The sequence below is a fragment of the Amycolatopsis sp. NPDC054798 genome, assembly GCF_053611505.1.
This window is the reverse complement of sequence record NZ_JBSHAM010000024.1, coordinates 1-25,741: the sequence shown is the minus strand read 5'-3', so window position 1 is coordinate 25,741 and position 25,741 is coordinate 1. Positions and strand designations below refer to the sequence as shown.

Below are 25,741 nucleotides of genomic sequence, written 5' to 3'. Positions count from 1 at the left end.
CCTTTTCGGACTGTCCACAATCGCCCATTGCCGCTGGTCATCGCCCCGGGCAGGAAAAACGTATCCTTTTCCCCGTTCGCTCGTTCCGTCCGGGTTATTCCATTGTGGACATTTTCCGTCCGCGCCGGGGCCCGTTCCGGGATGAATTGGCGAACCGGGAATGCGCGGCCGGGCTCGGTAGCGGTCACATCGCAGCGAGTGTCCGAATCTCACCCTCCGCAGGATCACTCCTCCGAGTGGGCCAGGCGGCAATCCTCCATCGGGGCCGTGGTTCCGGTAGCTCAGCGTGAGAAAGTCGCGGCGAAGAGGCCGCGTTACATCACTCTTTAGTGGTGAAATTGCGATAATTGTGGTCACGGGAACCGTCCGGCGGGCGCGCTGCGCGACGGATCTTGCTTTGCGTTTCCAGGGCGTCTTGATAATGTCGCGCTCTGCCGGTGACCGACAGTTGTGCTCGGTCACGCGCGGATTCGGGGATCCGTGCGGCGGTTCCATTCTTGATGTTCGGAAGGACAATTCATGCGTTCTGCCCTGCTGCGCGGACGGACCGTCGCGGTCGCCGTGCCCGCGCTGGCTCTGCTCGCCGCCGCCGTCGCCCCGCCGGCGCTCGCCGCCGAGGCTCCCGCCGGGTCGGCTTACGGCGCGTCCGCCTCGGTTTCGCTGCTGCCCGGCGTGCTCGGCGACAAGGGGATCACCGTCGACACCGGCAAGATCGCCCCGTCCTCGACGGCGGGCCCGGAGTCCGCGGAGGTGGTGAACGTGCCGCTGAAGGGCCTGGTCACGGCGAAGGTGATCAGCAGCTCCGCGAAGCAGAACGGCAGCAACGGCCCGGTCGACGCGAAGGCCTCGATCGTCGACGCCGCGCTCCCGGTGCTCGCCCCGCTCGCCGGTTCCACCCCGAAGGCCCGCGTGATCAGCTCCGAGTGCAAGTCCACTCCGGACGGCATCACCGCCTCGTCCGAGCTGGCCGGCCTCGACCTCGGCAAGATCGGCAAGCTCCCGGTGTCGACCAAGCCGAACCAGAAGCTCGGCATCGACGGCGTGCTGCAGCTGATCGTCAACGAGCAGATCAAGCACTCAGACGGCAGCCTCACCGTCAACGCGCTGCACATCAAGCTTCTCGGCGGCGACGTCACCGGCGCGCTCGGCAAGGGCGACATCGTGCTCGCCTCGGCCACCTGCGCCAAGGTCGCGGGCAACCCGACCACCCCGCCGACCACGCAGCCCACCAAGCCGTCCGAGCCGGGCAAGCCGGGCACCCCGCCCGCCGAAGGCCCCGGCCAGGTGACCGTCGTGCCGGTCGGCGCGCCGGAGACCGGCGACGGCTCGCTGGCCGCGGTGACCGCCCGGTGACGCGTTCCCGGTTCGGGCTTTTCGCGCTCCTGCTGGCTTTCGTCGCGAACTTCGCCCTGCTCGGCTGCGGTTCGGCGGACACCCCGCCCGCCGCCCCGGCGAGTTCGGCGGCGGCCGCGCAGCAGGTCGCGGACCCGGTCTCGCTCGACGTGCCCAGCATCTCCGCGCATTCGTCGCTGGTGCCGCTCGGCCTCAACGACGACAAGACCGTCCAGGTGCCGCCGGTGGACCAGCCGCTGCAGGCAGGCTGGTACCACTTCGGCCCCAAACCGGGCCAGATCGGGCCGGCGGTCGTCCTCGGCCACATCGACGGCAACCACCAGAAGGGCATTTTCTGGCGGCTGCACGAGATGAAGAAGGGCGACAAGGTCATGATCGGGCGCAAGGACGGGTCGACGGCCTCGTTCACGGTGACCAAGGTGGACCAGATCGCGAAGAAGACGTTCCCCACCGAAGCCGTGTACGGCAACACCGCCGATTCGCAGATCCGCCTGATCACCTGCGGCGGTGCGTTCGACCCCGAGAAGAAGAGCTATCTCGACAACATCATCGTGTACGGCACGCTCGACAGCTGAGCGACTGGTACCGGGGCCTCGTCGTTTCGCGCTCGGGCGAAGCGGCGGGGCCCTGCCGTCATTCTCCGGAGAGTTCGTCGGTCGCGGCCCGGCCCGCCTCGGCGGTGCGGCGGAGGAACCCGGCGATCAGCACGAGTTCGTCTTCGGTGTAGCCGGCGCACAGGTCGTCCATCGCCGCGTTCATTCCGCCGTACACGCGAAACAGTTCCTGCGTGCGCCCCGGCACCGCCCGGACGGTGACCGCGCGCCGGTCGGCCGCGTCGGGATCCCGTTCGCGCACCACCCATCCGCCGCGCTGCAGCCGGTCGAGGATGCCGGTCACGGTCGCCGGGTGCAGGCCCGCGCGGCGGGCGAGCGCGCTCGGGCTCAGCGGCCCGGCCGACGAGATCAGTTCGAGGCAGTCGAGGTCGACGTCCTTGAGCTTCAGCCGCCCGCCGACCTGGTGGTTCAGCAGCGACAGCTGATTGCGCAGCTCCCGCAGCGACTCCTTGAGCGCCACCGTCGTGCGCCGCCTGCGCCGCGCCGTCTCCGTTCCGGATGCTCCGGAAGCCATCTGCCCCGCCTCCCGTTTCTCGCTGGTCAGCGTAGCCGGGTCAGGCGGCGGCGAGCAGCGCTTCCCCGGCCGGGGTCAGCACGGCGGGCACCGGATGCCCGAGCGGCCCCGGTTCCGCCGCGCGCAGCAGCCCGGCGTGCGCCAGCGCGTGCGCGGTGAACTGGTCGCTGCAGGGCAGGCCGTCCACGAACAGATCCGGCTCGCAGCTGCAGGTCAGCCTTCCGCGCCCGGCGGCGACGGCACGCAGCATCGAGATCCCGCGGCGGGTGACGGTGGTGGTCATGGCTGCCTCCTGGAAGCTCGCTCTCACCGATACGTCGAACGAGCCGCCCGGATTTCGACCTAACCTGGCGGGGAGAAGCGGACCAGAGAACGCGGGAGCCCCCATGCTGATCGACGACCTGCACACCGTCCTGCCGGACGACCGGATCGTGCGGGACCCCGACGTGCTGCGCAGCTTCGCGCACGACGAGGCGGAGTGGGCCCCGTACGGCGAACCGGCGGTCCTGGTCCGCCCGCGCACCGCGGACGAGGTGCAGGCGACCGTGCGGCAGTGCATCAAGCACGGCACGCCGGTGGTCCCGCGCGGCGCGGGGACCGGGTTGTCCGGCGGGGCGAACGCGCTGTCCGGATGCGTCGTGCTGGCCACCGACCGGATGACCAAGATCAAGGAGATCGACCCGGTGGAACGGCTCGCCGTGGTCGAACCCGGCGTGGTCAACGACGATCTCCGCGAGGCCTGCGCGAAGCACGGCCTCTGGTACCCGCCGGACCCGGCCAGTTCGCCGTGGTCGACGATCGGCGGCAACGTCGCGACGAACGCGGGCGGCGTCTGCTGCGTGAAGTACGGCGTGACCCGCGACTACGTGCTCGGGCTGCAGGTCGTCACCGGCACCGGCGAACTCGTCCGGCTCGGCCGCCGCACCGCGAAGGGCGTGGCCGGGTACGACCTCGCCGGGCTGATGGTCGGCTCGGAGGGAACGCTCGGCGTCATCACCGAAATCACCGTGCGGCTGCGGGCGAAACGCGCGCCGGAGGCGACCGTCGCCGGTTACTTCGACTCGACGGTCGCGGCGGGGGAGGCCGCGGCGGCGATCCGCGCGGCCGGGATCGTGCCCTCGGCGCTGGAACTGGTGGACCGGCATTGCCTGGCCGCGGTGGACGCCTGGAAGAACATGGGCTTGTCCGCGGACGCGAACGTGGTGCTGCTGGGTCGCAGCGACGTGCCGGGCGGGCACGAGGCCGCGGCGATGGTGGAGTGCTTCGAAAAGGCGGGTGCGACCTGGGCCGCGCAATCGACCGACGAGGCGGAGGCGGATGCCCTGTTCGCCGCGCGGAGGCTGGCGTACCCCGCGCTCGAACGGCTCGGCCCGGTGCTCACCGAGGACGTCTGCGTGCCGACGCATCTGGTCCCGGAAATGCTCGCCCGCATTGACGCGGCCGCACAACGGCACGACACGCAAATCGCCAATATCGCGCATATCGGCGACGGAAATCTGCATCCGCTCCTGATCACGCCGAGCGGGGACGACGACGCGCAGCGCCGCGCGCAAGCGGCGTTCGACGACATCGTCGCCGACGCGCTCGAACTCGGCGGAACGGTGACCGGCGAGCACGGCGTCGGCCTGCTGAAGCGGCCCGGCCTGGCCCGCGAGCTGGGCCCGGCCGTCCTCGACCTGCACCACGCGGTCAAAAACGCGCTGGACCCGCACGGGATTCTCAATCCGGGAAAGGTCGTCGGCGGCCCCGCGCAGCGGTAACTCGGCCGGGTGAAAGTAAACAGTCCACAAAGGATAGTCACGCGTTTGTGACCCTTGTCTCCCAGTCGTTTTCCTTGGTTGGTTGCCTACCGCAAGCAACTTGCTTAGCCTAGCTAAGGGAACGGCCGGGAGAGAGGTTTTCGACAGTGGCGGAGCGCAGGACGTATTCGATCGCGGAACTCGGTCCGCGGTACAAGTGGATCGCGCTGTCCAACACGACGCTCGGGATGCTGATCGCGACGATCAACTCGTCGATCGTGCTGATCGCGCTGCCCGACATCTTCAAGGGCATCGGCATCAACCCGCTGGAGCCGTCGAACACCAGCTATCTGCTGTGGATGATCATGGGCTTCCTGGTGGTCACCGCGGTGCTGGTGGTGGCGTTCGGCAGGCTCGGCGACATGTACGGCCGGGCCAGGATGTACAACCTCGGCTTCGCGGTGTTCACCGTTTCCTCGATCATGCTCGCGATCACCTGGTTCGACGGCGACGCGGCCGCGCTGTGGCTGATCGGCTGGCGGATCGTGCAGGGCGTCGGCGGCGCGTTCCTGATGGCGAACTCGTCGGCCATCCTCACCGACGCCTTCCCGGCCAACCAGCGCGGTCTCGCGCTCGGCATGAACGGCGTCGCGGCCATCGCGGGCTCGTTCCTCGGCCTCGTGGTCGGCGGCGTGCTCGCGCCGGTGAACTGGAACCTGATTTTCCTGGTGTCGGTGCCGTTCGGCGTGATCGGCACGGTGTGGGCCTACCTCAAACTGCACGACACCGGCGTCCGCCAGCACGCGAAAATGGACTGGTGGGGCAACATCACCTTCGCCGTCGGCCTTGTCGCGGTGCTGGTGGGGATCACCTACGGCATCCAGCCGTACGGCACTTCGCAGACCGGCTGGGGGAGCCCGATGGTGCTGTCCTGCCTGATCGGCGGGGCCGCGGTGCTGATCGCGTTCGTGGTGATCGAGACGAAGGTGCCCAACCCGCTGTTCCGGCTGTCGCTGTTCCGGATCCGCTCGTTCAGCTGGGGCAACCTGGCGAACCTCACGGCGTCGCTCGGCCGAGGCGGGCTGCAGTTCGTGCTGATCATCTGGCTGCAGGGAATCTGGTTGCCGCAGCACGGTTTCACGTTCGAGCAGACGCCGCTGTGGGCCGGGATCTACATGCTGCCGCTGACCATCGGCTTCCTGGTGGCCGCGCCGACGTCCGGCATCCTGTCCGACCGGATCGGCAGCCGCGCGCTCGCCTCCGGCGGCCTGGTCATCACCGCGCTCACGTTCCTGTTGCTGACGCTGCTGCCGGTGAACTTCGACTACTGGGCGTTCGCCGGGATCCTGCTGCTCAACGGCATCGGCATGGGCATGTTCTCCTCGCCGAACCGGGCCGAGGTGATGAACAGCCTCCCCGCCGACGCGCGCGGTTCCGGCGCGGGCATGATGACGACCTTCCAGAACGCGGCGATGGTGCTGTCGATCGGCTTCTTCTTCAGTTTGATCATCGCCGGTCTGTCGGATCACCTGCCGATCGCGATGTCGCAGGGCCTGACCCAGCACGGCGTCCCCGAGGCGGCCGCGCAACAGGTCGCGCACCTGCCGGCGGTGGCGGTGCTGTTCGCGGCATTCCTCGGCTACAACCCGATCCAGCAGCTACTGGGCGGCCAGCTCGCGCACCTGCCCGCGGACCAGGCGAGCTTCCTGACCGGACGGAGCTTCTTCCCGAACCTCATCTCGGGCCCGTTCCAGGACGGCCTCGCGGTGGCGTTCGGCTTCGCGATCGTGGTGTGCCTGATCGGTGCAGTCGCGTCGGTGCTGACGAAGGACACGAAGAAGTCGTCGGAGTCGGTGGGCGAGGAATTGGCCGCGGTGGCCGGGGAATCCGGTGGCGGGCCTAGCGAACTGGTTTCTCCGCGGAGCGACCGGTAGCGGCTTCCGGCCAGAGCACGGCTTGGGCGACGATGACGGTTTCGCCGTTGAAGGTCAGCGCGGGCCCCTCGTGCAGGCGGTAGCCGAGCGCGAGGGCTTCGCTGACCCGGCGGCAGAAGGCGGCGTCGTCGGGGCCGGTGAGGACTCGGTAGGCGGGGAGACCGTCTGGGGGTGTGCTCATAGGGGTCATGATTTCAGGGTGGCTGCGGTGGCGGCTACGAAGATCGCCACGGATTTCCGCGGTTCCGGCGAGTCTTCCAGGGGCATCGGGATGTCGGCGAGGCCCTTGAATACTGACAGGGCGATGGCGAACTCTTCCGGGGAGTTCTCGGCGAACTCCTTGCTATCGGGCCAAACCAGAAGCAGTTTGTGCTCCGGGAGGCAGCGCAGGCCCTCCCAGAGGGAGTCTTCGAGGGCGTCCCAGACGTTGAATTTCCCCAGCGGAGGGTCCGTCGGCAGCTGCGTTTCCACCTGGTCGAAGAAGGACTTCTTGTCCGGGCCGACGTCCGACAGGACCAGCACGCGGTATCCCTCGCGATTCGCCTTGTCCGTCAACTCGCCAAGATCGATTTCGGCGAAGACCGACAGTCCCGGCTTGATCTCGTCCATAGCCGCGTCAGCGTAATGCCCGGGAAGCGCGAGCCACCATCCACGCCGTCCCCAACGCCCCCACCGCCCCGACACAGATCGCCGAAAACCCCATCCGGAACGCCGTATCGACATCCGGCAACCGTCCAGCGATCAGCACCGCGAACACCGCACCCCCCAGCGATCCGCCCACCCGCAGCAGGATCGTCACCTGTGCGGCAGCGTCCGGAAGCTGTGACGGCTCAACAGTCTTGTACGCCGCGATCCCCATCGGCATGCTCACCAAAGCCACCGAGGCACCGAACCCCGCCAGCAAAACCTGCACCGCCACCCCAGGCGCATCCACCGGCAGGAACACGAACGGCACCGTGCTCACCACCGCCAGCACCGCACCCGCCAACGCAACCGGCGCGGCGCCGTACCGATCCACCGCCCGCCCGGTCACCGGCGCGATCGCCGCCGTGGCACCGGCGAAGCCGAGCAAACTCAGCCCAGTGCCAACGAAATCCAGGTGCCGCCCCAGCTGGAAGTACAGCGTCACGACGATCCCGCTGCCAAAGATCAGCGCACCGTTGAAAGCGGCGGCCAGACTCGCCGCCCGGTAAAGCCGGTTGCGATACAAGGAAAAGTCCAGCAGCGGACGCGGATGCCGACGGCACCGCAGCACGAACCACACCAGCAATACGAGGCCAGGAAACAGAATTACCCAGTCAAGCCGTCCGGTGTCGCCCCATGTGGTGACGACGTACAGAACCAACGGCAACCCGGCGGCGATCAGTGCCAGGCCGAAGAAGTCGATCCGGCCAGTGGGCTCAGGCGTCCCGCGTGGCACGTATCGGAGACCGAGAAACAGGCCGACCGCCCCGATCGGCAGGTTGATCAGGAACAGCCACGGCCACGAAAGACCGTGCAGGATCAGTCCTCCGGCGAGCGGGCCGAGCGCGGGCGCGACGCTCACCGCGATTCCGAGCGTAGCCATCACCCGGCCCAGCCGTGCCGCGCCGACCTGTTGTCCCAGAACGGTTTGCCCGGCCGGGATCAGGATGCCTCCCGCCAATCCTTGCAGGAAGCGGAAAGCGATGAGCAGCCCGACGTCCGGGGCGACCGCGCACAACCCAGACGTCACGGTGAACGCCGCCAGCGCGACGAGCCATACTCGCCCGGCGCCGAATCGTCGTGCCAGCCAACCGGTCAAGGGGAGCGACAGGGCGAGCGCGAGCAGGTAGCCGCTCGCGACCCATTGCGTCACCGAGAGATCCGCGCCCAGGTCGCTGCTGATCGAGTCGAGGCCGATCGTCACCACGGACGCGTCGAGTCCGCTCGCGAACGCGCCGAACACGATGATCCAGCAGATCCGCCACGTTGCGCGGTCGATGGGGGCGGAGGTGGTGGTCACTGCGAGATCCGCAGCGTGCGCAGTGCGGTCGACCAGTCGACAAGTTCGTCCAGCATCCGCGTCAGGATGCCCTTGTGGTGCTCGGCGGGGGCGAACGTGCCGGGCTCGGCCATGTCGGGGATGTCGAAGTCGGTGAACAAGCCCAGCGCGACTTGGGAACGCACGCAGGCGACTTTCACCTCGGCGAGCGTGAGCCGCAGGTGTTCCACCGCGCGGGTGCCGCCGTTCGTTCCGTAGCTGACGAAACCGGCGGCCTTGTCGGACCATTCGGAAAACAGGAAGTCGATGGCGTTTTTGAGCGCCGCGGGCATGGAGTGGTTGTACTCGGGCGTCACGAACACGAAGCCGTCGAAGCTGTCGACCAGCCGCGCCCAGCGCCGGGTGTGGTCGTTGCGGTAGCTGCCGATCGCGGCGGGCATCGGTTCGTCGAGGAACGGCAGGTCGATCTCGGCGAGGTCGAGGACCCGCACCTCGGCCCGGTCGCCGAGATGAGCGGCGGCGCGGGCGCGAGTCCATTCGGAGACCTGGGTCGCCCGGCGGCCGGGTCGGGTGCTTCCGGAGATGACGGCGAGGCGAAGCGGAGAAGTCATGCCCCGAAGGTACAACGCTCGTTGTAGTTTTTGCAACGCTCGTTGTACTTCGGCATACTGAGCCGGTGCGGACGGACAAGCAACGTGCTCTGCTCGACGGCACCCTCCGGGTGTTCGCCCGGGACGGCTACTCGCGCGCCAGCATCGACGTGCTCGCGGCCGAAGCGGGAGTGTCGTCGCGGACGATCTACAACCACTACGGCGACAAGGCCGGACTGTTCCGCGCGGTGATCCTGGACAGCTCGGACCGGGTGGCACAACGCCAGATCGCGGTCGCCGACCAGCTGCTCGGCCGGATCGCCGACCTGGAGGCCGACCTCGTCGAGTTCGGCCTCCAGTGGGCGAAACGGGATCCGGAAACCGAACCGCACTGGGCGCTGGTCCGGCAGATCGAGGCCGACCTGGACCACATCGACCCGGAGACGGTCGCGGCCTGGAAGGAGCGCGGCCCGACCCGGGTGCGGCTGGCGCTGGCCGGGCATCTGCGCAGGCTTGCCGCCGAAGGGCACCTCGCAATAGCGGATCCTTCGCTGGCCGCGGTGCACCTCGTGCAGCTCACCGCGGGCAGCGCCGCCGCGGCCGAACCGGGGGAGGACTGGGAGGCGCTGGTCCGGTCTGGCGTCGGCGTTTTCCTGCGCGCTTACGCGCCGGAGGTCACCAGCCGAAGCTGACCGAGCGGATCTTCACCGGATGCTTGGGCGCGCCGTCGAGCGGGCCGTTCGGGTCGGTCGGGACGATGCCGTCGGCGACCATCCGGTCGAGGACCTCCATGCCGCGCACCACCTTGCCGAGCACCGAATAGTTCGCCGGGATGTGCGCGAACGAGTGCACGATGAAGAACTCCGACCCGTTGGTGCCGGGGCCCTGGTTGCCCATCGCGACGGTGCCGCGCTCGTAGGTCTCCTTGCCGGTGACCTCGTCCGGGAATTTGTAGCCGGGGCCGCCCTTTTCGACCTCGTAGATGTCGCCGCACTGCAGGACGCCCAGGCGCGCGGAGTTCGACAGCCGCCAGCACTGGGAGCGGTCGTAGAAGTGCTGCAACACCAGGCTGGTCATGTTCGCGACGGCGCACGGTGCCGCGCCCGCGCGGTTGAGCCGCACGGTGACCGGGCCGTAGTTGTAGTGGAAGGTGACGTCGACCGTCCCGCGGGTGAGCGCGAACGGCAACGGGCGCAGCACCGGACGCGCCGCCGGGTTGTCCGGCGTCGGCGTGAAGGTGCAGCTGACCACCGGCGGCGTCACCGAAGACGCGGCGCTGGCCGGGGCCGCGGTGCACAGGGAAAGACCGGCGATGACGGCGGCCGCGAGCGCGGCCCAGCGAGGCTTCATGGGCCCGGAAACTAGCGAATCCCGGGCACCGGGCGCCAGGGCTTACTTGCGCCAGGCGGTGCGGCTCTTGCGCAGGTCGAGCAGCAGGAGCAGGACGATGAACGCGGACAGCCCGACGAGCCACACGTTCTCCGTGTTGTTCTCGTGGTTGCCCTTGATCATCACCAGCAGGATGGCCGCGGACACCCAGCCCGCGATGCGGGTGGCCTTCGGGAACGAGCCGTGCCAGCCCCATTCCGCCGACGGCTCGTCGCGCGGGTCGACCTCGGGGCGCTTTTCGACCGCCTTGCCTGCCACGACCACTCCTTCAAACCGCCTGACGTTGTGCCCCCGCATGATCCCACACCGCTGGCCGCCGCGCGGACAGGACCCGGGCCATAATGCTTGCTGATGACTACTTCGCGAAGCGTCCTCGTGCTGGGTTCCACCGGGTCGATCGGGACCCAGGCGCTCGACGTCGCCGCACGTAACCCGCATTTGTTCACCATCGCCGGCCTCGCCGCCGGCGGTTCCGACCCGGCGACGCTCGCCGAGCAAGCGATCGCGCACGAAGTAGCCGCGATCGCCGTGACGAAGCCCACGGCGGTCGAAGACGTGCAGCTCGCGCTGTACGCCGAAGCGCAGCGCCGGGGGTACTCGAAGGGCGAGTTCCGTCTCCCGCGCATCCTCGCCGGTTCCGACGCGGTGGCCGAGCTGATCGAATCGGTGCCGGTCGACGTCGTGCTCAACGCGGTGCCCGGATCGCAGGGCCTCGACCCGACGCTGCGCGCGCTGGCCACCGGCGCGACTCTCGCGCTGGCCAACAAGGAATCCCTCATCGCGGGCGGTCCGCTCGTGCTCGCCGCGGCGAAGCCGGGACAGCTGGTGCCGGTCGACTCCGAGCATTCCGCGATGGCGCAAGCACTGCGTTCCGGCGAGGACAACGAGGTCGCACGGCTCGTGCTCACCGCGTCCGGGGGCCCGTTCCGCGGCCGGAAGCGCGGGGACCTCGGCGAGGTCACCGTCGAGCAGGCGATGGCGCATCCGACGTGGTCGATGGGTCCGCTGGTCACCATCAACTCGGCGACGCTCGTGAACAAGGGCCTGGAGCTGATCGAGGCGTCGCTGCTGTTCGGCATCGAACCGGAGCGGATCGACGTGACGGTGCACCCGCAGTCCATCGTGCACTCGATGGTCACCTTCGCCGACGGCTCCACGATCGCCCAGGCGAGCCCGCCGGACATGCGGCTGCCGATCGCGCTGGCGCTGAACTGGCCGCACCGCGTTCCCGGCGCGGCCCCCGCGTGCACTTGGGACGCCGCGGCGAGCTGGACCTTCGAGCCGGTCGACAACGAGGCGTTCCCGGCCGTCGAACTGGCTCGCGAGGCGGGTGCCGCGGGCGGCTGCCTTCCCGCGGTTTTCAACGCGGCGAACGAGGAATCGGTGGCCGCTTTCCTGGCGGGCAAGGCCGGGTTCCTGTCGATTGTGGACACCGTCTCGCAGGTGGTGTCCGACGCGGGCGAATGGCGGCGCGAACCCCGCGACGTCGCGGACGTGCTCGCCGCTGAGCAGTGGGCTCGCACCCGGGCCGCCGAGCTGCTGGGGTGATCGCGGTCCCCCGTTCGGGGGCGCTCGCGCGCGGTCCCCGCCGATCCGGGGCGATGCTGGCGGCATGACGAGCTACGGCGAGGCCGAGGTCGCGGTGGTCGGTGCGGGATTCGCCGGGCTGAGCGCGGCGGAAACGCTGACCGAGGCGGGGTTGTCGGTGCGCGTGCTGGAAGCGCGGCCGAGGGTCGGCGGCCGGGTGCTCACCCGGTACTTGCCGGACGGCACCCAGCTCGATTTGGGCGGCCAGTGGATCGGCCCGTCCCAAAGCAACATCATGGCGCTGGTCGAGCGGTACGGCATCGGCTTCTACCCCACGCCGGGGCAGGGGGAGATGGTCGTCGAGTACGGCGGGCAACGGGTTCCGGACACCCCGCCGGAAGCCGCCGCGGTGCTGACCGAATTGGACGCATTGGCGCGGGAAATCGTCGTCGAACAACCGTGGACGAGCCCGCGCGCCGCTGAATGGGACCAGTGCACGTTCGCGTCCTGGCTCTCGGCGAAAGACCTGCCGCAGGCGGCTTTCCGGTTTCTCGACCGCGTCGTCTCCGGCGGTCTGCTCGCCGGCAGCGCCGCGGAGACGTCCTTGCTGGAGACGCTGTTCTACCTCGCCAGCGCGGGCGGCGTCGAGCCGTTGCTCGGGTACGAAGGCGGGGCACAGGACAGCCGGATCGTCGGGGGAGCCCAGCAGATCGCCGAGCAGATGGCCGCCGCGCTTCCGCCCGGCACACTGCGGCTCGGCGACCCGGTGACGGCGATCGAGTACGACGACCACGCGGCGCGCGTGCACACCCGCACCACCTGCTGGCAGGCCGCGCGAGTGATCGTCGCGGTCCCGCCCTCGCTCGCCGGGCGGATGCGCTACGACCCGCCGCTGCCCGCGCTCCGGGAAGGCGCGTTCCAGCGGATGCCCGCCGGTACCGCGCTAAAGGTCCACGCGATCTACGCCGAACCGTTCTGGCACGAGGCCGGGCTTTCCGGCGTCGCCCGCTCGACCGACGGCGTCCTCACCGAAACCGTCGACAACACCCCGCCCGGCTCGCCCCGGGCCGTGCTGACGGGTTTCGCGTACGGCGCGGAAGCCGTCGCGTTGCGGCGCGAACGTCCCGAGGTGCGCCGTCGTCTGGTGCTGGACCACCTCGCCGCGCTCTTCGGCCCGCAGGCGCAGGAACCCCAGGACTACGTGGAGTTCGACTGGCTCGGCGAGGAATGGACGAGGGGCTGTTTCTCCGGACATTTCGTCCCCGGCGCGTGGACCACCTTCGGCCCGTCGCTGCGGCAGCCGGTGGGACCGCTGCACTGGGCGGGCACCGAGACCGCGGTGCACTGGAACGGCTACTTCGACGGCGCCGTCGAGTCCGGACGCCGGGCCGCCGGGGAAATCGTCGCGGACCTGGCAAGCTGACCTCGACCGGTGCACGGAGCCGCGCCGGTCGATGCAACACTGGTTTCACGCTGGCGGCGGATACTTGAACCCGGAACTTGTCGGGTGGTCTCACCGCTTGCTGGAGCCGTGAAAGACGACGAACCTGCCGCCACCGCCTCGCGGATCGCGGCTGAGGGGTGAGGTGCAAGGCCCGTGCTTGCCTATGTGATCGGCGTGGTGCTTTTCGCGCTCGCGATCTGTGTTTCGGTCGCCTTGCACGAAGCGGGCCACATGGTCACCGCCCGGATGTTCGGGATGCGGGTCCGCCGGTATTTCGTCGGCTTCGGGCCGACCGTGTTCTCCTTCCGGCGCGGCGAGACCGAGTACGGCCTCAAAGCGATCCCGCTCGGCGGCTTCTGCGACATCGCCGGCATGACCGCGCTCGACGAGGTCACCCCGGAGGAAGCGCCGCGCGCGATGTGGCGGTTCAAGGCATGGAAGCGGACCGTCGTGATGTCGGCCGGTTCCATCACGCACTTCCTGCTCGGCTTCATCGTGCTGTTCATCATGGCGGCCACCATGGGCCTGCCGAACGTGGACCAGAAGCCGATCGTCTCGACCATCTCCGACTGCGTGCGCGGCGGTGCCACGGTCGAGCAGGTCAACAACCCGGTCTGCCAGCCCGGCGACCCGGCCCCGGCGAAGAAGGCGGGCCTGCTGCCCGGCGACGTCGTGCTCTCGGTGGCCGGCAAGCCGACCCCGACCTGGACCGAGATGGTGACCCAGGTCAAGGCGGTCTCCGGGCCGGTCCCGGTGGTCGTGGAGCGCGGCGGGACGCAGCAGACGTTCGTCGTCGACGTGCCGAAGGTGACCCGGCCCGCCGCGAACGGCCGCACCGAATCGGTGGGCGCGGTCGGCGTCGGGGTCGCGCGGAGCATCCAGTACAGCGTGGGCGGCGCGTTCGGCGGCGCGGCGTCGTTCACCGGCGACATGTTCGCCCGCACGTGGGACGGGCTGATGGCCTTCCCGAAGCGCATCCCGGCGGTCTTCAACTCGATCTTCGGCGGCGAGCGCGACCCGGACACCCCGGTCAGCGTCGTCGGCGCGAGCAGGCTCGGCGGCGAGGCGGTCGAGGCCGGGCTGTGGCAGGTCTTCCTGCTGCTGCTGGCCAGCCTGAACTTCTTCATCGGCGTGTTCAACCTGCTGCCGCTGCTGCCGATGGACGGCGGGCACATCGCGATCGTCTGGTACGAACGCGTCCGCGACTGGCTGCGCGGCCTGCGCGGCAAACCCGCGGGCGGCCCGGTCGACTACACGAAGCTGTCCGCGATCACGATGGTGTTAGTGGTCATCGGCGGCGGCGTCACGCTGCTCACGGTGACAGCGGACATCGTCAATCCGATCCGCCTGCAGTAACCGCGCGCACCGGCCGGGTCACGCCTCCGGCCCGCCCCGCCCGACCGGGGGTAACGCTGCTCACCGCGTCGGCTGACTTCGTTGAAACGCGCCGGGGTGGGGTGGGTACGCTGGAAGCGTGACCGTCGCGTTAGGTATGCCCGCTCTGCCCCCGCCCGTTCTCGCCGAGCGTCGCAAGACCCGCCAGCTGATGGTGGGGTCGGTGGGGGTCGGCAGCGACCACCCGATCTCGGTGCAGTCGATGACCACGACGCTGACCTCCGACGTCAACGCCACCCTCCAGCAGATCGCCGAGCTGACCGCGGCCGGCTGCGACATCGTGCGCGTCGCGTGCCCGTCGGCCGACGACGCCGAGGCGCTGCCCGCGATCGCGAAGAAGTCGCAGATCCCGGTGATCGCCGACATCCACTTCCAGCCCAAGTACGTGTTCGCCGCGATCGAGGCCGGCTGCGCCGCGGTGCGGGTGAACCCGGGCAACATCCGCAAGTTCGACGACCAGGTCAAGGAAATCGCGCAGGCCGCGAAGGACCACGGCACGCCGATCCGGATCGGCGTCAACGCCGGGTCGCTCGACAAGCGGCTGCTGGAGAAGTACGGCAAGGCCACCCCGGAAGCGCTCGCCGAATCGGCGATGTGGGAGGCGTCGCTGTTCGCCGAGCACGATTTCCACGACATCAAGATCTCGGTGAAGCACAACGACCCGGTCGTGATGGTGCGCGCCTACGAGATCCTCGCCGAACAGTGCGATTACCCGCTGCACCTCGGCGTCACCGAGGCCGGGCCCGCGTTCCAGGGCACGATCAAGTCCGCCGTCGCGTTCGGCGCGCTGCTGCGCCAGGGCATCGGCGACACCATCCGGGTGTCGCTGTCCGCGCCGCCGGTGGAAGAGGTCAAGGTCGGCACGCAGATCCTGCAGTCGCTGAACCTGCGGCCGCGGAAGCTGGAGATCGTGTCGTGCCCGTCGTGCGGGCGCGCGCAGGTGGACGTCTACACGCTGGCCGACCAGGTCACCGCCGGGCTGGAAGGGATGGAGATCCCGCTGCGCGTCGCGGTGATGGGCTGCGTCGTGAACGGCCCCGGCGAGGCCCGCGAGGCCGACCTCGGCGTCGCCTCCGGCAACGGCAAGGGCCAGATCTTCGTGAAGGGCGAGGTCATCAAGACCGTGCCGGAGCACGCGATCGTGGAGACCCTGATCGAAGAGGCCATGCGGATCGCCGAGGAATCCGGCGAGAGCATCGGAGAGGGCGCGCCGAGCGTCACCGTCGGCTGAGTTTTCCCGGTCCGTGAAGGGCTCCTTGAGGGAATCAGATTCCCTCAAGGAGCCCTTCACGGCTTTTCAGCGGCGTTCCAGCAGGACGACCGGGATCTCCCGTCCGGAAGCGGCCTCGAATTCGGCGAATTTCGGGACCAGCGCGATCTGCTCGGCCCAGATCGCGGCCCGCTCCGCTCCGGCGGCGAGCCGTGCTTGGACCGGGATTTTTTCCACGCCCGCTTCGATGACGGTCTGCGGATTCGCCATGAGATTCACGTACCACGGCGGGTTGTGCGGGCTGCCGCCGTGCGTGCCGAAAACGGCCCAGCTGTCGCCGACCGGCAGGGAAAACAGCGGGCTGATCCGCGCCTTGCCGGTTTTCGCGCCGACGTGGTGCACGAGGATCAGCGGCATTCCCTTTTCCGGAAACCCGGGCATGTGCGGCGGAACGGGACGGCCCGCCGCGAATTCCTCCGGACTGCTCCAGGCGACGTAGCCGGAGTTCTCCCGGAATTCGGCGATGATCCGGACGTTCCAGTCGGCGAGGGTGGGGTCGGGCACAGCATCTCCTTTACTAGGCGGAGCACTTGCTCCGCAAACTAGCACACTAGGAGGAGCAAGTGCTCCGGGTAAGCGGGTATGCTCGGCGCATGACCGTGGTCGAACCGCACACCACCCCCCGGCGCCGCGCCCCGCGCGCGGACGCGATCCGCAACCGGGAGGCGATCGTCGAAGCCGCCGCCGAGGTGATGGCGGAACAGGGAGCAGCGGTCGACGTCCGGGAGATCGCCCGGCGCAGCGGGGTCGGCATGGGGACGCTGTACCGGCATTTCCCGAAGAAGGAAGACCTCGTCCGGACCGTCCTGGACCAGGACTTCTCCCGGTGGGCCGAGGCCGCGCGCCAGGCCGCGGTCGAGGCGGAGGACCCGTGGGCGGCGCTGGCGGATTTCTACCGGCAGGCGTTGTCCGGCTGCGCCCGGCACCGGGCGATCATGGAGAGCTTCGCGCTGACGTGGACCGATCCCGATCCGGCGGGGATTCCGCGGCTTCGGGAGGTGCTCGAGGAGCTGCGGGCCCGGGCGGCGGAGTCGCTGCGGCCTGGGGTGACTACGGATGACCTGGTGCTGTTGCTGATTTCGCTGGGCTACGCGGCGCAGTTCACCGACGCGGAGCAGCCGCATCTGTGGAACCGGCTGTTGCGGGTTTCGCTGGACGGGTTGCGCGCCGAGCACCGGGAGCCGTTGCCGGAGGGCTAATCACCGCCGCCGGGTGTGATGGTGAGGCCGTGGCGCGGATCCGGTACGGCGTCGAGCGCCGACCTCACTGAAGGCTGGTCGCAGAATTCGTCGCGGATGGCCCTGGTCTTGAAGGCGATCTCGAAGACGACACCGCGTTCGCGCGTCCGCCATGACCACCGCACCGCGCGGTCGGTGATCGCGGCTTTGAACAGCGCGTCGGAGCAAGCGCGTCGCCAGGCGCTTGCTGGCACTTCTCCGTCGAGCACTTCGATGAGCAGCCAGGGATCCGACACCTCAGGCCGTCCCCGATTCGGCGTCACTCAGCAGGAGCAGCGCGTAGTAGGCCAGGAAATGCTCCACCGCATACGGGCCCTCCGTAACCTGCGCCAGCGAGGCCTCCGCATGCTCCCGCGAGGCCTCCTCCATCGCCCCGGCCCGCCCGTCCCCGCCCGGCAACGCCGCCGCGATCCGCCGCCAGCACCAAGCGCGGTGCAGGTTGAGCCCGTGCAGATGGGCGATCAACCCGTCGGAAGCATCGGTCACCCGCACCGGCGTGAACAGCGCCGTCGGGACATGGTCGGCGATTCCGGGGAGGAAGGCGTCCAGCCAAGCACCGAAGTCGGCGGCAGTCAGGAGGCGGCTCATCAGCTCGGCCTCGGCCAGCGCCGGAGTGAGGAAGTCGGCTCCGGACGGCTCCCAGGCTCCGGGGTAGTCGCGGTCTGCGCCGAACCACCGCCCCGCCGTCTCGGTGATGACCTGCTGCAACGCCGGTTCGCCCCGGGAGGCCAGGTAATCGGCGTACGGCAGCGCGCGAGAGAGCCCGAAGGCGCCGTTCTCGTGCAGCCCGTACCGGATCGGGTAGATGACCTTCGGCAGCCACTCGAGAAAGCGGGTGGTGAAAAGCTTGCTCAGCGGCTGAAGAGCAGCGGACCAGCGCGCCGCGTCGGGGTCGTCCCAGGTAGCGGTTTCCACGGTCAGCGCGAGCAGGATCGACCAGCCGTACGGGCGTTGGGTCGTGCGGTGGTGGTCAGGCGTGAAATAGGCGGCTTCGGCGGCCAGCGCGGGCGCGGTCAGGCGGGTGTTGAGGACGGCGCGGATCTCGTCGGCCGGTACCAGCGCCGGGTATCGGCGCAGCAGGTGTGCCAGCACCCAGAACATTTCCACGCACGAATGCCAGTCGAAGCTGCCGTAGAAACACGGGTGCAGCTGGCGGATCGGCGGGACAGGAGTGTCGTCGGTGCGCCAGTGGCTCTCGTAGTGCGGGTACTCGCGGACGACGTTGGCCAGCGCCGTTTCGGCGAATTCACCGGCGTGCGCGGCCAGCAGCCGGGCTCGTTCCGCGCTCCATCCGGTCATCGGTCCATAGTGCCGCGAAAGTCAGCCGCGCAGGTGATGCTGCGCGGCTTCGCGGATCTGGATCCGCACGTTCTCCAGCGAGGCCGCGACCTCGTCGATCTGCCGGATCGCGATCTGCACCGAACCCTGGATCGCGGTCGCGCTGCCGGTTTCGCCGAGCAGGCCGAGCACCTGGGCCTGCAGGTCTTCCAGCTCGCCCTTCGTGGCGAGGGCGATTCCGGTCGGCACCTGGTCGGCGAGCAGTTCGAGTTGCTGCGCCTGTTCCTGGATCGTCATCGGGCTTCTCCTCATCGTGGGGACCGCTCTCCCGTGGTAGCAGAATCCGCGCGTTTCCGGGCTAGCCTGGTCGCGTGAGTCACAGCTGGGCCGCCCGTCCGCCGCATCCGGTGCTGCGGGGCCTGGTCACGCGCTACGTCGGCTACGCACAGGAGAACGTCACCCTCGCGGTGCACCGCGGGCTGCCCTCGCGGCACCTCACGCTCGTGATCAGCCTCGAAGAGCCGATCCGGTACGCCGGGCTGGACGGGGCCGGAACGCTGCGGAGCGCGGTCGGCGGCCTGCACACCGAACCCGCGCTGATCACCCAGGACCGGGTGCAGCGCGGCGTGCAGCTGGAGCTGGACCCGCTGGGAGCGCGGACGCTGCTGGGCGTCACGGCCGCCGAGCTGACCGGCCGGGTGGCCGACCTCGCCGATTTCGGCGGCGACCTCGCCCGGCTGCCGGACCGGCTGGCCGAGGCCGCGGATTGGCGTGCCCGGTTCGCGATTCTCGACGACGTGCTCGCCGCGCGGGCGGTCGAGCGCGCCGAGCAGCCGCCGGAGCTGGACCGCGCGTGGCACGAGCTGCGCCGCAGCGGCGGGCTGGTGCGGGTCGGCGATTTGGCGGACGAGGTCGGCTGGAGCCGGCGGCATCTGGGGGAGCGGTTCCGCGCCGAGCTGGGGTTGGCCCCGAAGCAGGCGGCGCGCGTGCTGCGGTTCGAGCGCGCGGTCCGGTTGTTGCGTACCGGACACCGTGAGCTGGCCGGAATCGCTTATGCGGCCGGGTATTACGACCAGGCGCACTTTTCGAACGAGTGGCGCGCGCTGGCCGGGTGCTCGCCGCGGACGTGGATGGCGGAGGAGCTCCCGTTTCTCCAAGACGAGACCAAGGCCGCCGCCGCAGAATCGACGGCATGACACCACAACCGACGGTCTGGCCCGCTTTCCGCTACACCGACGCCCGCGGCGCGATCCGTTTCCTCACCGACGTTCTCGGCTTCGAGGAGACCCTCGTGGTGCCTGGGGAAAACGGCGTCGCGCACGCCGAACTCCGGTGGCCCGAAGGCGGTGCCGTGATGCTGGGCAGCTGCGGCGGGCCCGCCGACGGCGTGCACGACGAGATGAAACCCGGTGCCAGCGCGGTGTACGTGGTCTCGGATCGCGTGGACGAGATCTACGCCCGCGTGCGCGAAGCCGGTGCCGAAATCAGCTTGGAGCTGCACGACACCGACTACGGCTCGCACACGTTCACCGTCCGCGATCCCGAGGGGAACGCTTGGACGATCGGGAGTTACCGCGGCGCTTAACCTTCGGGGTAGAACACGAACAGGGTGCAGCCGCTCTCTGTCGCCGGGACATGCCACGAACCGGCCGGGGCGTGGATGAACGTTCCAGCCGGGTAGTCGCGCGCTCCGTCGTTGAAGGTGCCGGACACGACGAAGACCTCTTCCGGACCGGGCTCGTGCACGTCGCGTTCGGGCCAGGTGCTGCCGGGATCGAACTCGACCACGTTGGCGTGCGCGCCGTTTTCGCCCTTCCACAGCGGACGGAGGCGGATGCCGGGGAACAGGTCCTTCACCGGGGCTTCGCCGACCGGGACCGAGGTGTAGCCCGGCTGGGCAAGGATTTCGGGATGCATGGCCCCCAGCTTGGCAACCCGGACCCGGGCGAGACAGTGTCAGGAAAGACGTCATCGGGTACTTTCTTGCCATGCATCGCGTGGTGGCTCTTGTCCGGCCGGTGCAGTCGACGTTCGAGCTCGGCTGCGGCACGGAGGTGTTCGGCACGATCAGGGACGGGGTGCCGCAGCATTACGAATTCGAGGTGTGCACCGAAAATCCCGGCCCGGTGCCGACCACGGCCGGATATGAGATCCACGTTTCCAGCGGGCTTTCGGCGCTCTCGAAGGCCGACACGGTGCTGATCCCCGGCTGGACGCCCGTGGAAACGCCGCTCTCGCCGAAGGTGCGCCGGGCGTTGCTGCGCGCGCACGACCGAGGCGCGCGGCTGGTCACGATCTGTTCAGGGGTCTTCGCGCTGGCCCAGACCGGGCTGCTGAACGGAAGAACGGCGACGACCCACTGGGCGCGCACCGAGCAGCTGCAACGGGATTTCCCGGAAGTGCGCGTGGAACCGGACGTCCTTTACGTGGACCACGGCGACGTCGCCACGAGCGCGGGCGCGGGGGCGGGCATCGATCTCTGCCTGCATCTGGTCCGGCGCGACCACGGGGCGGCGCACGCGGCGCTCATCTCGCGGCACATGGTGATGCCGACGCATCGCGAGGGCGGCCAGGTGCAGTATGTGCCGCGGCCGGTGTCCGTGGACGCTTCTCTGGACGGGTTGCTCGACTGGGCGGGGGAGCGTTTGGCGACACCGTTGTCGGTGGAGGATTTGGCTGCGCACTTGAGGATTTCGCCGCGGACGCTGGCTCGCCGGTTCGCTGATCAGCTGGGGACGAGCCCGGGCGCGTGGCTGTTGTCGCGGCGGGTGGCGGAGGCGCGGCGGCTGCTGGAGGAGACGGATCTGCCGGTGGACACGATCGCCACGCGGGTCGGCCTGGCGTCGGCAGTGAACTTGCGCCGCCGGTTCCGGGCTCAGGTGGGGACGACGCCGGGGGCGTATCGAAGGGCGTTCCGCCTGGGATGAAGGGTGATCGGCGCGCACCGGCAGGGAGGTCCGGTACGCGCCGATCACCGGGTTACGCGGTGGCGGTCTGCACCGTCACCGCGGGTCCGACACCGGTTCCGGTGACGGCGGCGATGGTGAAGGTGTACGCGGTGCCTGGCTTCAGTCCGTCCACGACGCGCGTCAGGCCCTTCTGCGTCGGCTGGCTGACGATCGTGTCGCGTCCGGTGACCTCGATGGTGCGGCCGTCGGACACGGTGATCCGGTAGCCGATCACCGGGGTCGACCCGGTTTCCTTCGGCGGCGTCCAGCGGATGCTCGCCGCGTCAGTGCTCGGCAGGGCCTTCGCTCCGGTCGGCGCGGCAGCGGGCTGGGTGCCCGGCTGCGCGACGGTGACCGGTGCCGAGGGCAGCGACGGCAGGCCAGTGCCGAACCGGTTGCGCGCGGCCACCGTGACCGTGTACGTCTGACCGTCCGTCAGCTTCGGGATCACGGTGTAGCCGGTGCGTGCGAAGTCCCTTGCGGACACCGAACTCGTGACGCTGTGCTTGCCGTCCGAGGCGGTCAGCACGTAGTCCTGCACCGGCGCACCGTTTTCCGCGACCGTCGGGTTCCAGGTCGCGTACAGCTGACCGGACACCGAGAAGGTGCCGATCCGCGTCGGAGCCTGCGGGGCGGACGCGCCGTCGATCCGGCGGTTCAGCACCGAACGGTGGCCCGGTTCGATGCCCGCGTTGTCCACAATGGACCTAGGGGCGGCGGCCGGGTTGTTCAGCAGGTGGTTGCCCTGGGTGATGACGCCCTTGTTGTTGCCGTCCTTGTCGCCCTGCTCCCAGTAGTTCCCGGAGATGACAGTCGGGTCGAGGTTGCCCAGCGAGTCCCGGTAGTCGGTGTGCGTGGAGGCGACATTGGCGTACGCCGCGTGGTAAAGCACGTTGCCCGAAACGGTTTCGTAGGTGCAGCCGTTGTCGGTGTAGACGGACTTGCCGAGACCCCACTGGTCGTAGATGACGTTGCCGGTCACCTTCTCGCCCTCGGCCTGCGACGGCCCGGTGATGCCCTGGGTGTAGATGCCGCCGCCGTCGTCCAGCGAAAGCATGTAGTCGTGGATCAGGTTGTCCGACACCACGTTGTTGCGCGAGACGTTCGGCGTCGCGGCCTGCTTGATCTTGTCCGGCCAGCCGCCCCAGCCCATCGAGATGCCGGAGTAGGCGACGTGGTCGATCTGGTTGTGCGACACGACATTGTCCTGCGAGTACCCGTTGACGATCGGGACCCCGCCGGTGAATTCGCGCGGCATGCCGTACAGGTGGTTGTTGGTCACCTTGACCCGAGCGGTCAGGTCCGCGCCGGACGCGGCGGGCTTGCTGACCCCGCCGATTTCGACGCCGTTGCCGGAGATGTCGGTGAACACGCTGTCGGACACACTGCTGTCCTGCGCGCCTTCGCCGAGATCGAGCCCAGCCGCGCCGAGGTGCGCGAACACGGTGTCACGGAATTCGATCCGGTGCCCGTGCGACATCGAGACGTTGCCGGGTTCCTTCGTCCAGTCCGCGTAAGGACAGGTGCCGCCGGGTGTGAACTGGCACAGGCCCTGCGTGGCCCAGCCGCGTTCGCCGGTGATCCGGTAGCCGGCCTGGATTTCGGAGAACCCTTCCGGCGACGACGGTTCGAGCCAGGTCGCGTAGGAGAACTGGATGCCGCGGAAGGAGATGTCGTGGACCGGCGCTTCGGCGGTGCCGCGGCCGTCCACGAGCTTTTCCGGCGCAGGCATCTCGACGTCGGCCCAGTGCAGGTTCTCGCCCTTGCGCGGCAGGTAGTACACGGTGTGCGCGGCGCGGTCGAGGTACCACTCGCCGGGGGTGTCCAGGAGTTCGAACGCATTCTCCACATAGGACGGTTGCCGCCCGTTGGTGAGATCGCCGGGGCCGACCATGTTGACCGAACGGCCGGGGATGTCGGCGAACATCACGCGCCGGGTGGAGTTGTCCCAGCACGGCTGCGCCATGGTGATCGTCGTGCCGGTTGCCGAGGCGATCGGGCAGCGCGGCTCGGTCCATTGGCCGAGGCCGTTGCGCACGACGTTCCACAGCTGTTCGCCGCTGGTGTAAACCAGTTCGAGGTCGCTCGGGTTTCGCCAGTGCGCCATGGTGTCCGCGGACGCGGTGTATCCGGTGTCGGTCGCCTGCACGCTCACCGGAAGCCGTCCGGACGCCCGCTGCGCGCGGACGCCGTCCACGTACAGCTGGCGAGTGTTGTCCAGCCCGGCGGGCGCGGGAGCGGAGTAGAGGCCCGGCCGTCCGGCGACCGGACGCCAGCCGGTGACCTGCTTGCCGCCGCTGACCACGGTGCCCGGCGAACCCTGCCAGACGACGCGGTGTCCGTTTGTGCCGGAATCGGCCGCGTCGAGTTCGAGCGGTTTGTCGAGCCGGTAGGTGCCGGAGGCGACGTGCACGGTCAGGTCGGAGTTCAGGTGCGCGGCGCGCTGCCGGACGAGCTGCTGCGCGCGGGGGAGCGTGCGCACCGGCGACCAGACGGCGCCGGATCCGGAATCGTTGCCCCACGGCGAGACGTACACGTCCTGGCCGCCCGGCCACGCCGCGGCCGCACCGGCGGGCAGCACCGCGGTCGCGGTCAGCACCGCGGCGGCGAGCCCGAGTGCGCGCCGCCGGCTGGAGCGCGCTGGTCTGAGCTTCATCCGGGACCTCCGTGTTCGCCAGTGAACGACGCGAGTCAGCGCCGAGAGAAAGATAGGATCTATTTACGATCGTGTCGAGAGGTCTCGCACGGATATTCCCGGCATTCACGGTGGTGAACAGGGTTGGCCCGGTCGGCGGGTTCCGTCCCGGCTAGCGGTCAGTGATCCGATGAATCATTGCTGTCGTGCGTCCGGCGCGCGTACAACGAAGCGATCCCCGGGAGAGGTGGTCGCGATGAAGCGGAGTCGGATCGGTGTGCTGGCCGCGGCGGTGACGGTGCTGGCCGGTGCGCTGGCGGGAACAGCGGCGGCGGACAGTCAGTCGATCGAGTCCTGGACACCGGTGGCGAGAACGCCGCCGATGGGCTGGAGCAGCTGGAGCGCGCTGCGCCGGAAATTCACCGAGGAGACGATCAAGGCGCAGGCCGACGTCCTGCACGACCGGCTAGCCGCCTACGGCTACCGGTACATCAACATCGACGCGGGCTGGAACGACCACGTCGACGAGTTCGGCCGGGTCGCGGCCGATCCGAAGAAATTCCCCAACGGCGTCGCCTCGCTGGCCCGGTATCTGCACCAGCGCGGCCTGAAATTCGGCATCTACCTGGTGCCCGGCGTCCCGGCGCAAGCGGTCGCGGCGGATTCTCCGATCGAGGGCACGCCGTACCGGGTGCACGACATCGTCATGCCCGGCGCGGGCAACACCGCGGACGACAAATCCGCGAAACTCGACTTCAGCAAGCCCGGCGCGGCCGCGTACGTCCGCTCGCAGGCGCGGCAGCTGGCTTCGTGGGGCGTCGACTACATCAAAATGGACTTCGTCGGGCCCGGCGGCGGCAAGATCCCCGCGGACAACCGCGAGGACATCCGGCAGTGGCATTCGGCGATACAGGCCACCGGCCGCCCGATCCACTTGGAACTGTCGAACTCGCTCAGCATCGCCGAGGCCGGGACCTGGCAGCGCTACAGCAACGGCTGGCGGATCGAAGGCGACATCGAGTGCTACTCGCACTGCGTCGGCCTCACGAACTGGGACGTGCGGGTCAAACTGCGCTTCGCCGACGCTCCCAAGTGGACGCAATACGCCGGGCCCGGCCACTGGAACGACCTGGACTCCATCGAGGTCGGCAACGGCGAAGCGAACGGCATCACCCCGGACGAGCGGCAGAGCGTCATGACGCTGTGGGCGATCGAAGCCTCGCCGCTGCTGCTCGGCACCGACCTGACGAAACTCGATCCCGACGACCTGAAACTGCTCACCAACCGCGAGGTGCTGGCTGTCGACCAGGCGGGCCGCCCGGCGCGTCCGGTCTCGCAGGCCACCCAGCAGCAGGTGTGGTTCAGCCCCGACGGGCGGGGCGGGGTGACGGTCGCGCTGTTCAACCTGGGTTCGACAGAAGCCCCGGTGACGGCGTCCTGGCAGGACCTGGGACTGCGCGGCCCGGCGGCCGTGCGGGATCTGTGGGCGCACCGGAACCTGGGCATGAGCCGGGACAGCTTCACCGCGACCCTGGCGCCGCACGCTTCGCGGCTGCTGCACCTGGTTCCGCGTCACCACTGAGCCACGACAGCCTCAGCCGTTCCAGCCGTCCGTGAAGGACTCCTTGAGGGAATCAGATTCCCTCAAGGAGCCCTTCACGGACCACAACCTCGGCTGGCAGGCCAGACCGAAGGCTCGCCGGCTAGGGCTGGCTCGGTGTGCATCGTGAGTTCGCCGTCCGTGAAGGCCACGTTCACGGACACTGATTCCCTCAGGGGGTCCTTCACGGACTCCAGGGGAGAAGCGGGGCGGCGGGGCCCCGGGGGGGGGCCGCCCCGGGGCATGGCGCCGAGGGCACCCAGTGTCGTAAAAAAAAAAAACAACCCACCAAAAATAAAACAAAAAAGTG

The 25,741-nt window shown here is 69.2% G+C and carries 28 protein-coding genes; 14 read left to right on the top strand and 14 right to left on the bottom strand.

Annotated elements, in window-relative coordinates; genetic code table 11:
• Window positions 1-519: 519 nt before the first annotated feature.
• Both ACWGIC_RS17185 and ACWGIC_RS17180 read left to right on the top strand, forming a co-directional pair.
• On the top strand, window positions 520-1,353 hold the full coding sequence (locus tag ACWGIC_RS17185) for a choice-of-anchor P family protein (protein ID WP_452076910.1): 834 nt from the start codon (window positions 520-522) through the stop codon (window positions 1,351-1,353).
• Complete coding sequence (locus tag ACWGIC_RS17180) at window positions 1,350-1,928, top strand: class F sortase (protein ID WP_452076909.1); 579 nt, start codon at window positions 1,350-1,352, stop codon at window positions 1,926-1,928. Before ACWGIC_RS17185 ends, ACWGIC_RS17180 begins: the two co-directional genes overlap by 4 nt.
• Before the next feature lie 58 nt (window positions 1,929-1,986).
• On the opposite strand, the gene ACWGIC_RS17175 is transcribed toward ACWGIC_RS17180, so the two are convergent.
• Together ACWGIC_RS17175 and ACWGIC_RS17170 are read right to left on the bottom strand one after the other, a co-directional pair.
• Window positions 1,987-2,481, bottom strand: coding sequence for a MarR family transcriptional regulator (locus ACWGIC_RS17175; RefSeq protein ID WP_452076908.1), 495 nt, complete (start codon window positions 2,479-2,481; stop codon window positions 1,987-1,989).
• Window positions 2,482-2,521: 40 nt separating this feature from the next.
• Entirely contained in the window at window positions 2,522-2,764 is a 243-nt protein-coding gene (locus ACWGIC_RS17170) for a hypothetical protein (protein WP_452076907.1), read from the bottom strand.
• A gap of 103 nt (window positions 2,765-2,867) precedes the next feature.
• Here ACWGIC_RS17170 and ACWGIC_RS17165 point away from each other — a divergent pair, with 103 nt between their 5' ends.
• The gene (locus ACWGIC_RS17165) at window positions 2,868-4,241 is read left to right on the top strand and encodes an FAD-binding oxidoreductase (protein WP_452076906.1); all 1,374 of its coding nucleotides are present in this window, start codon (window positions 2,868-2,870) and stop codon (window positions 4,239-4,241) included.
• Between the two features lie 146 nt (window positions 4,242-4,387).
• Entirely contained in the window at window positions 4,388-6,154 is a 1,767-nt protein-coding gene (locus ACWGIC_RS17160; protein ID WP_452076905.1) for an MFS transporter, read from the top strand.
• Here the strand turns inward: ACWGIC_RS17160 and ACWGIC_RS17155 are convergent.
• Genes ACWGIC_RS17155 through ACWGIC_RS17140 form a run of 4 tightly spaced genes read right to left on the bottom strand, consistent with a single transcriptional unit; the run spans window position 6,120 to window position 8,728 of the window.
• On the bottom strand, window positions 6,120-6,335 hold the full coding sequence (locus ACWGIC_RS17155) for a DUF1737 domain-containing protein (protein ID WP_452076904.1): 216 nt from the start codon (window positions 6,333-6,335) through the stop codon (window positions 6,120-6,122). The two genes, ACWGIC_RS17160 and ACWGIC_RS17155, sit on opposite strands and share 35 nt — an antisense overlap.
• 5 nt (window positions 6,336-6,340) lie before the next feature.
• Complete coding sequence (locus ACWGIC_RS17150) at window positions 6,341-6,763, bottom strand: barstar family protein (protein ID WP_452076903.1); 423 nt, start codon at window positions 6,761-6,763, stop codon at window positions 6,341-6,343.
• A 7-nt stretch (window positions 6,764-6,770) separates the two neighbouring features.
• Window positions 6,771-8,138, bottom strand: a complete 1,368-nt coding sequence (locus tag ACWGIC_RS17145) for a DHA2 family efflux MFS transporter permease subunit (protein ID WP_452076902.1) — start codon at window positions 8,136-8,138, stop codon at window positions 6,771-6,773.
• Complete coding sequence (locus tag ACWGIC_RS17140) at window positions 8,135-8,728, bottom strand: NADPH-dependent FMN reductase (protein WP_452076901.1); 594 nt, start codon at window positions 8,726-8,728, stop codon at window positions 8,135-8,137. Before ACWGIC_RS17140 ends, ACWGIC_RS17145 begins: the two co-directional genes overlap by 4 nt.
• A 65-nt stretch (window positions 8,729-8,793) precedes the next feature.
• Between ACWGIC_RS17140 and ACWGIC_RS17135 the strand changes: the two genes are divergently transcribed.
• On the top strand, window positions 8,794-9,399 hold the full coding sequence (locus ACWGIC_RS17135) for a TetR/AcrR family transcriptional regulator (protein WP_452076900.1): 606 nt from the start codon (window positions 8,794-8,796) through the stop codon (window positions 9,397-9,399).
• Here the strand turns inward: ACWGIC_RS17135 and ACWGIC_RS17130 are convergent.
• Together ACWGIC_RS17130 and ACWGIC_RS17125 are read right to left on the bottom strand one after the other, a co-directional pair.
• Complete coding sequence (locus tag ACWGIC_RS17130) at window positions 9,383-10,057, bottom strand: peptidylprolyl isomerase (protein WP_452076899.1); 675 nt, start codon at window positions 10,055-10,057, stop codon at window positions 9,383-9,385. The two genes, ACWGIC_RS17135 and ACWGIC_RS17130, sit on opposite strands and share 17 nt — an antisense overlap.
• 42 nt (window positions 10,058-10,099) lie before the next feature.
• Window positions 10,100-10,354: a DUF2631 domain-containing protein gene (locus ACWGIC_RS17125; protein WP_452076898.1), complete on the bottom strand. Its 255-nt coding sequence runs from the start codon at window positions 10,352-10,354 to the stop codon at window positions 10,100-10,102.
• A gap of 93 nt (window positions 10,355-10,447) precedes the next feature.
• On the opposite strand from ACWGIC_RS17125, the gene dxr reads away from it, so the two are divergent.
• The 4 genes from dxr to ispG all read left to right on the top strand — a co-directional run bounded on the left by dxr (window position 10,448) and on the right by ispG (window position 15,693).
• Window positions 10,448-11,644: a 1-deoxy-D-xylulose-5-phosphate reductoisomerase gene (gene dxr / locus ACWGIC_RS17120; protein ID WP_452076897.1), complete on the top strand. Its 1,197-nt coding sequence runs from the start codon at window positions 10,448-10,450 to the stop codon at window positions 11,642-11,644.
• 64 nt (window positions 11,645-11,708) lie between these two features.
• On the top strand, window positions 11,709-13,046 hold the full coding sequence (locus tag ACWGIC_RS17115) for a flavin monoamine oxidase family protein (RefSeq protein ID WP_452076896.1): 1,338 nt from the start codon (window positions 11,709-11,711) through the stop codon (window positions 13,044-13,046).
• A gap of 174 nt (window positions 13,047-13,220) precedes the next feature.
• Window positions 13,221-14,423: a M50 family metallopeptidase gene (locus tag ACWGIC_RS17110; RefSeq protein WP_452076895.1), complete on the top strand. Its 1,203-nt coding sequence runs from the start codon at window positions 13,221-13,223 to the stop codon at window positions 14,421-14,423.
• A 118-nt stretch (window positions 14,424-14,541) separates the two neighbouring features.
• Window positions 14,542-15,693, top strand: coding sequence for a flavodoxin-dependent (E)-4-hydroxy-3-methylbut-2-enyl-diphosphate synthase (ispG, locus tag ACWGIC_RS17105; protein WP_337822568.1), 1,152 nt, complete (start codon window positions 14,542-14,544; stop codon window positions 15,691-15,693).
• Between the two features lie 66 nt (window positions 15,694-15,759).
• On the opposite strand, the gene ACWGIC_RS17100 is transcribed toward ispG, so the two are convergent.
• On the bottom strand, window positions 15,760-16,236 hold the full coding sequence (locus ACWGIC_RS17100) for a nitroreductase/quinone reductase family protein (RefSeq protein WP_452076894.1): 477 nt from the start codon (window positions 16,234-16,236) through the stop codon (window positions 15,760-15,762).
• Window positions 16,237-16,325: 89 nt separating this feature from the next.
• Here ACWGIC_RS17100 and ACWGIC_RS17095 point away from each other — a divergent pair, with 89 nt between their 5' ends.
• Window positions 16,326-16,931: a TetR/AcrR family transcriptional regulator gene (locus tag ACWGIC_RS17095; RefSeq protein WP_452076893.1), complete on the top strand. Its 606-nt coding sequence runs from the start codon at window positions 16,326-16,328 to the stop codon at window positions 16,929-16,931.
• Here the strand turns inward: ACWGIC_RS17095 and ACWGIC_RS17090 are convergent.
• From ACWGIC_RS17090 to ACWGIC_RS17080, 3 genes are read right to left on the bottom strand one after another with little or no spacing between them, the layout of a single operon-like run.
• Complete coding sequence (locus ACWGIC_RS17090; protein ID WP_452076892.1) at window positions 16,928-17,206, bottom strand: hypothetical protein; 279 nt, start codon at window positions 17,204-17,206, stop codon at window positions 16,928-16,930. The genes ACWGIC_RS17095 and ACWGIC_RS17090 overlap by 4 nt on opposite strands.
• A gap of 1 nt (window position 17,207) precedes the next feature.
• Window positions 17,208-18,269: a DUF2891 domain-containing protein gene (locus tag ACWGIC_RS17085; protein ID WP_452076891.1), complete on the bottom strand. Its 1,062-nt coding sequence runs from the start codon at window positions 18,267-18,269 to the stop codon at window positions 17,208-17,210.
• 21 nt (window positions 18,270-18,290) lie between these two features.
• Window positions 18,291-18,545, bottom strand: a complete 255-nt coding sequence (locus ACWGIC_RS17080; RefSeq protein WP_037820327.1) for a hypothetical protein — start codon at window positions 18,543-18,545, stop codon at window positions 18,291-18,293.
• 74 nt (window positions 18,546-18,619) lie between these two features.
• On the opposite strand from ACWGIC_RS17080, the gene ACWGIC_RS17075 reads away from it, so the two are divergent.
• Both ACWGIC_RS17075 and ACWGIC_RS17070 read left to right on the top strand, forming a co-directional pair.
• Entirely contained in the window at window positions 18,620-19,444 is an 825-nt protein-coding gene (locus tag ACWGIC_RS17075; protein ID WP_452076890.1) for a helix-turn-helix domain-containing protein, read from the top strand.
• Complete coding sequence (locus tag ACWGIC_RS17070; protein WP_452076889.1) at window positions 19,441-19,833, top strand: VOC family protein; 393 nt, start codon at window positions 19,441-19,443, stop codon at window positions 19,831-19,833. The genes ACWGIC_RS17075 and ACWGIC_RS17070 overlap by 4 nt, the downstream gene beginning before the upstream one ends.
• Here the strand turns inward: ACWGIC_RS17070 and ACWGIC_RS17065 are convergent.
• Window positions 19,830-20,165 carry a cupin domain-containing protein gene (locus ACWGIC_RS17065; protein ID WP_452076888.1) on the bottom strand — a complete coding sequence of 112 codons (336 nt, stop codon included), beginning with the start codon at window positions 20,163-20,165 and terminating at the stop codon, window positions 19,830-19,832. The genes ACWGIC_RS17070 and ACWGIC_RS17065 overlap by 4 nt on opposite strands.
• Window positions 20,166-20,236: 71 nt before the next feature.
• On the opposite strand from ACWGIC_RS17065, the gene ACWGIC_RS17060 reads away from it, so the two are divergent.
• Window positions 20,237-21,175 (top strand): GlxA family transcriptional regulator, encoded by a 939-nt coding sequence (locus ACWGIC_RS17060; protein WP_452076887.1) that lies wholly within the window; start codon window positions 20,237-20,239, stop codon window positions 21,173-21,175.
• 52 nt (window positions 21,176-21,227) lie between these two features.
• Here ACWGIC_RS17060 and ACWGIC_RS17055 read toward each other — a convergent pair whose 3' ends face one another.
• The gene (locus ACWGIC_RS17055) at window positions 21,228-23,852 is read right to left on the bottom strand and encodes a fibronectin type III domain-containing protein (protein WP_452076886.1); all 2,625 of its coding nucleotides are present in this window, start codon (window positions 23,850-23,852) and stop codon (window positions 21,228-21,230) included.
• Window positions 23,853-24,087: 235 nt separating this feature from the next.
• Here ACWGIC_RS17055 and ACWGIC_RS17050 point away from each other — a divergent pair, with 235 nt between their 5' ends.
• Complete coding sequence (locus tag ACWGIC_RS17050) at window positions 24,088-25,413, top strand: glycoside hydrolase family 27 protein (protein WP_452076885.1); 1,326 nt, start codon at window positions 24,088-24,090, stop codon at window positions 25,411-25,413.
• The last annotated feature ends 328 nt before the right edge of the window (window positions 25,414-25,741 follow it).

Coding starts and splice junctions, on each gene's coding strand:
- ACWGIC_RS17185 (WP_452076910.1), top strand. CDS start 520: ATGCGTTCTGCCCTGCTGCGCGGACGGACCGTCGCGGTCGCCGTGCCC.
- ACWGIC_RS17175 (WP_452076908.1), bottom strand. CDS start 2,481: ATGGCTTCCGGAGCATCCGGAACGGAGACGGCGCGGCGCAGGCGGCGC.
- ACWGIC_RS17170 (WP_452076907.1), bottom strand. CDS start 2,764: ATGACCACCACCGTCACCCGCCGCGGGATCTCGATGCTGCGTGCCGTC.
- ACWGIC_RS17165 (WP_452076906.1), top strand. CDS start 2,868: ATGCTGATCGACGACCTGCACACCGTCCTGCCGGACGACCGGATCGTG.
- ACWGIC_RS17155 (WP_452076904.1), bottom strand. CDS start 6,335: ATGAGCACACCCCCAGACGGTCTCCCCGCCTACCGAGTCCTCACCGGC.
- ACWGIC_RS17150 (WP_452076903.1), bottom strand. CDS start 6,763: ATGGACGAGATCAAGCCGGGACTGTCGGTCTTCGCCGAAATCGATCTT.
- ACWGIC_RS17140 (WP_452076901.1), bottom strand. CDS start 8,728: ATGACTTCTCCGCTTCGCCTCGCCGTCATCTCCGGAAGCACCCGACCC.
- ACWGIC_RS17130 (WP_452076899.1), bottom strand. CDS start 10,057: ATGAAGCCTCGCTGGGCCGCGCTCGCGGCCGCCGTCATCGCCGGTCTT.
- dxr (WP_452076897.1), top strand. CDS start 10,448: ATGACTACTTCGCGAAGCGTCCTCGTGCTGGGTTCCACCGGGTCGATC.
- ACWGIC_RS17115 (WP_452076896.1), top strand. CDS start 11,709: ATGACGAGCTACGGCGAGGCCGAGGTCGCGGTGGTCGGTGCGGGATTC.
- ACWGIC_RS17095 (WP_452076893.1), top strand. CDS start 16,326: ATGACCGTGGTCGAACCGCACACCACCCCCCGGCGCCGCGCCCCGCGC.
- ACWGIC_RS17085 (WP_452076891.1), bottom strand. CDS start 18,269: ATGACCGGATGGAGCGCGGAACGAGCCCGGCTGCTGGCCGCGCACGCC.
- ACWGIC_RS17080 (WP_037820327.1), bottom strand. CDS start 18,545: ATGACGATCCAGGAACAGGCGCAGCAACTCGAACTGCTCGCCGACCAG.
- ACWGIC_RS17070 (WP_452076889.1), top strand. CDS start 19,441: ATGACACCACAACCGACGGTCTGGCCCGCTTTCCGCTACACCGACGCC.
- ACWGIC_RS17065 (WP_452076888.1), bottom strand. CDS start 20,165: ATGCATCCCGAAATCCTTGCCCAGCCGGGCTACACCTCGGTCCCGGTC.
- ACWGIC_RS17060 (WP_452076887.1), top strand. CDS start 20,237: ATGCATCGCGTGGTGGCTCTTGTCCGGCCGGTGCAGTCGACGTTCGAG.
- ACWGIC_RS17055 (WP_452076886.1), bottom strand. CDS start 23,852: ATGAAGCTCAGACCAGCGCGCTCCAGCCGGCGGCGCGCACTCGGGCTC.
- ACWGIC_RS17050 (WP_452076885.1), top strand. CDS start 24,088: ATGAAGCGGAGTCGGATCGGTGTGCTGGCCGCGGCGGTGACGGTGCTG.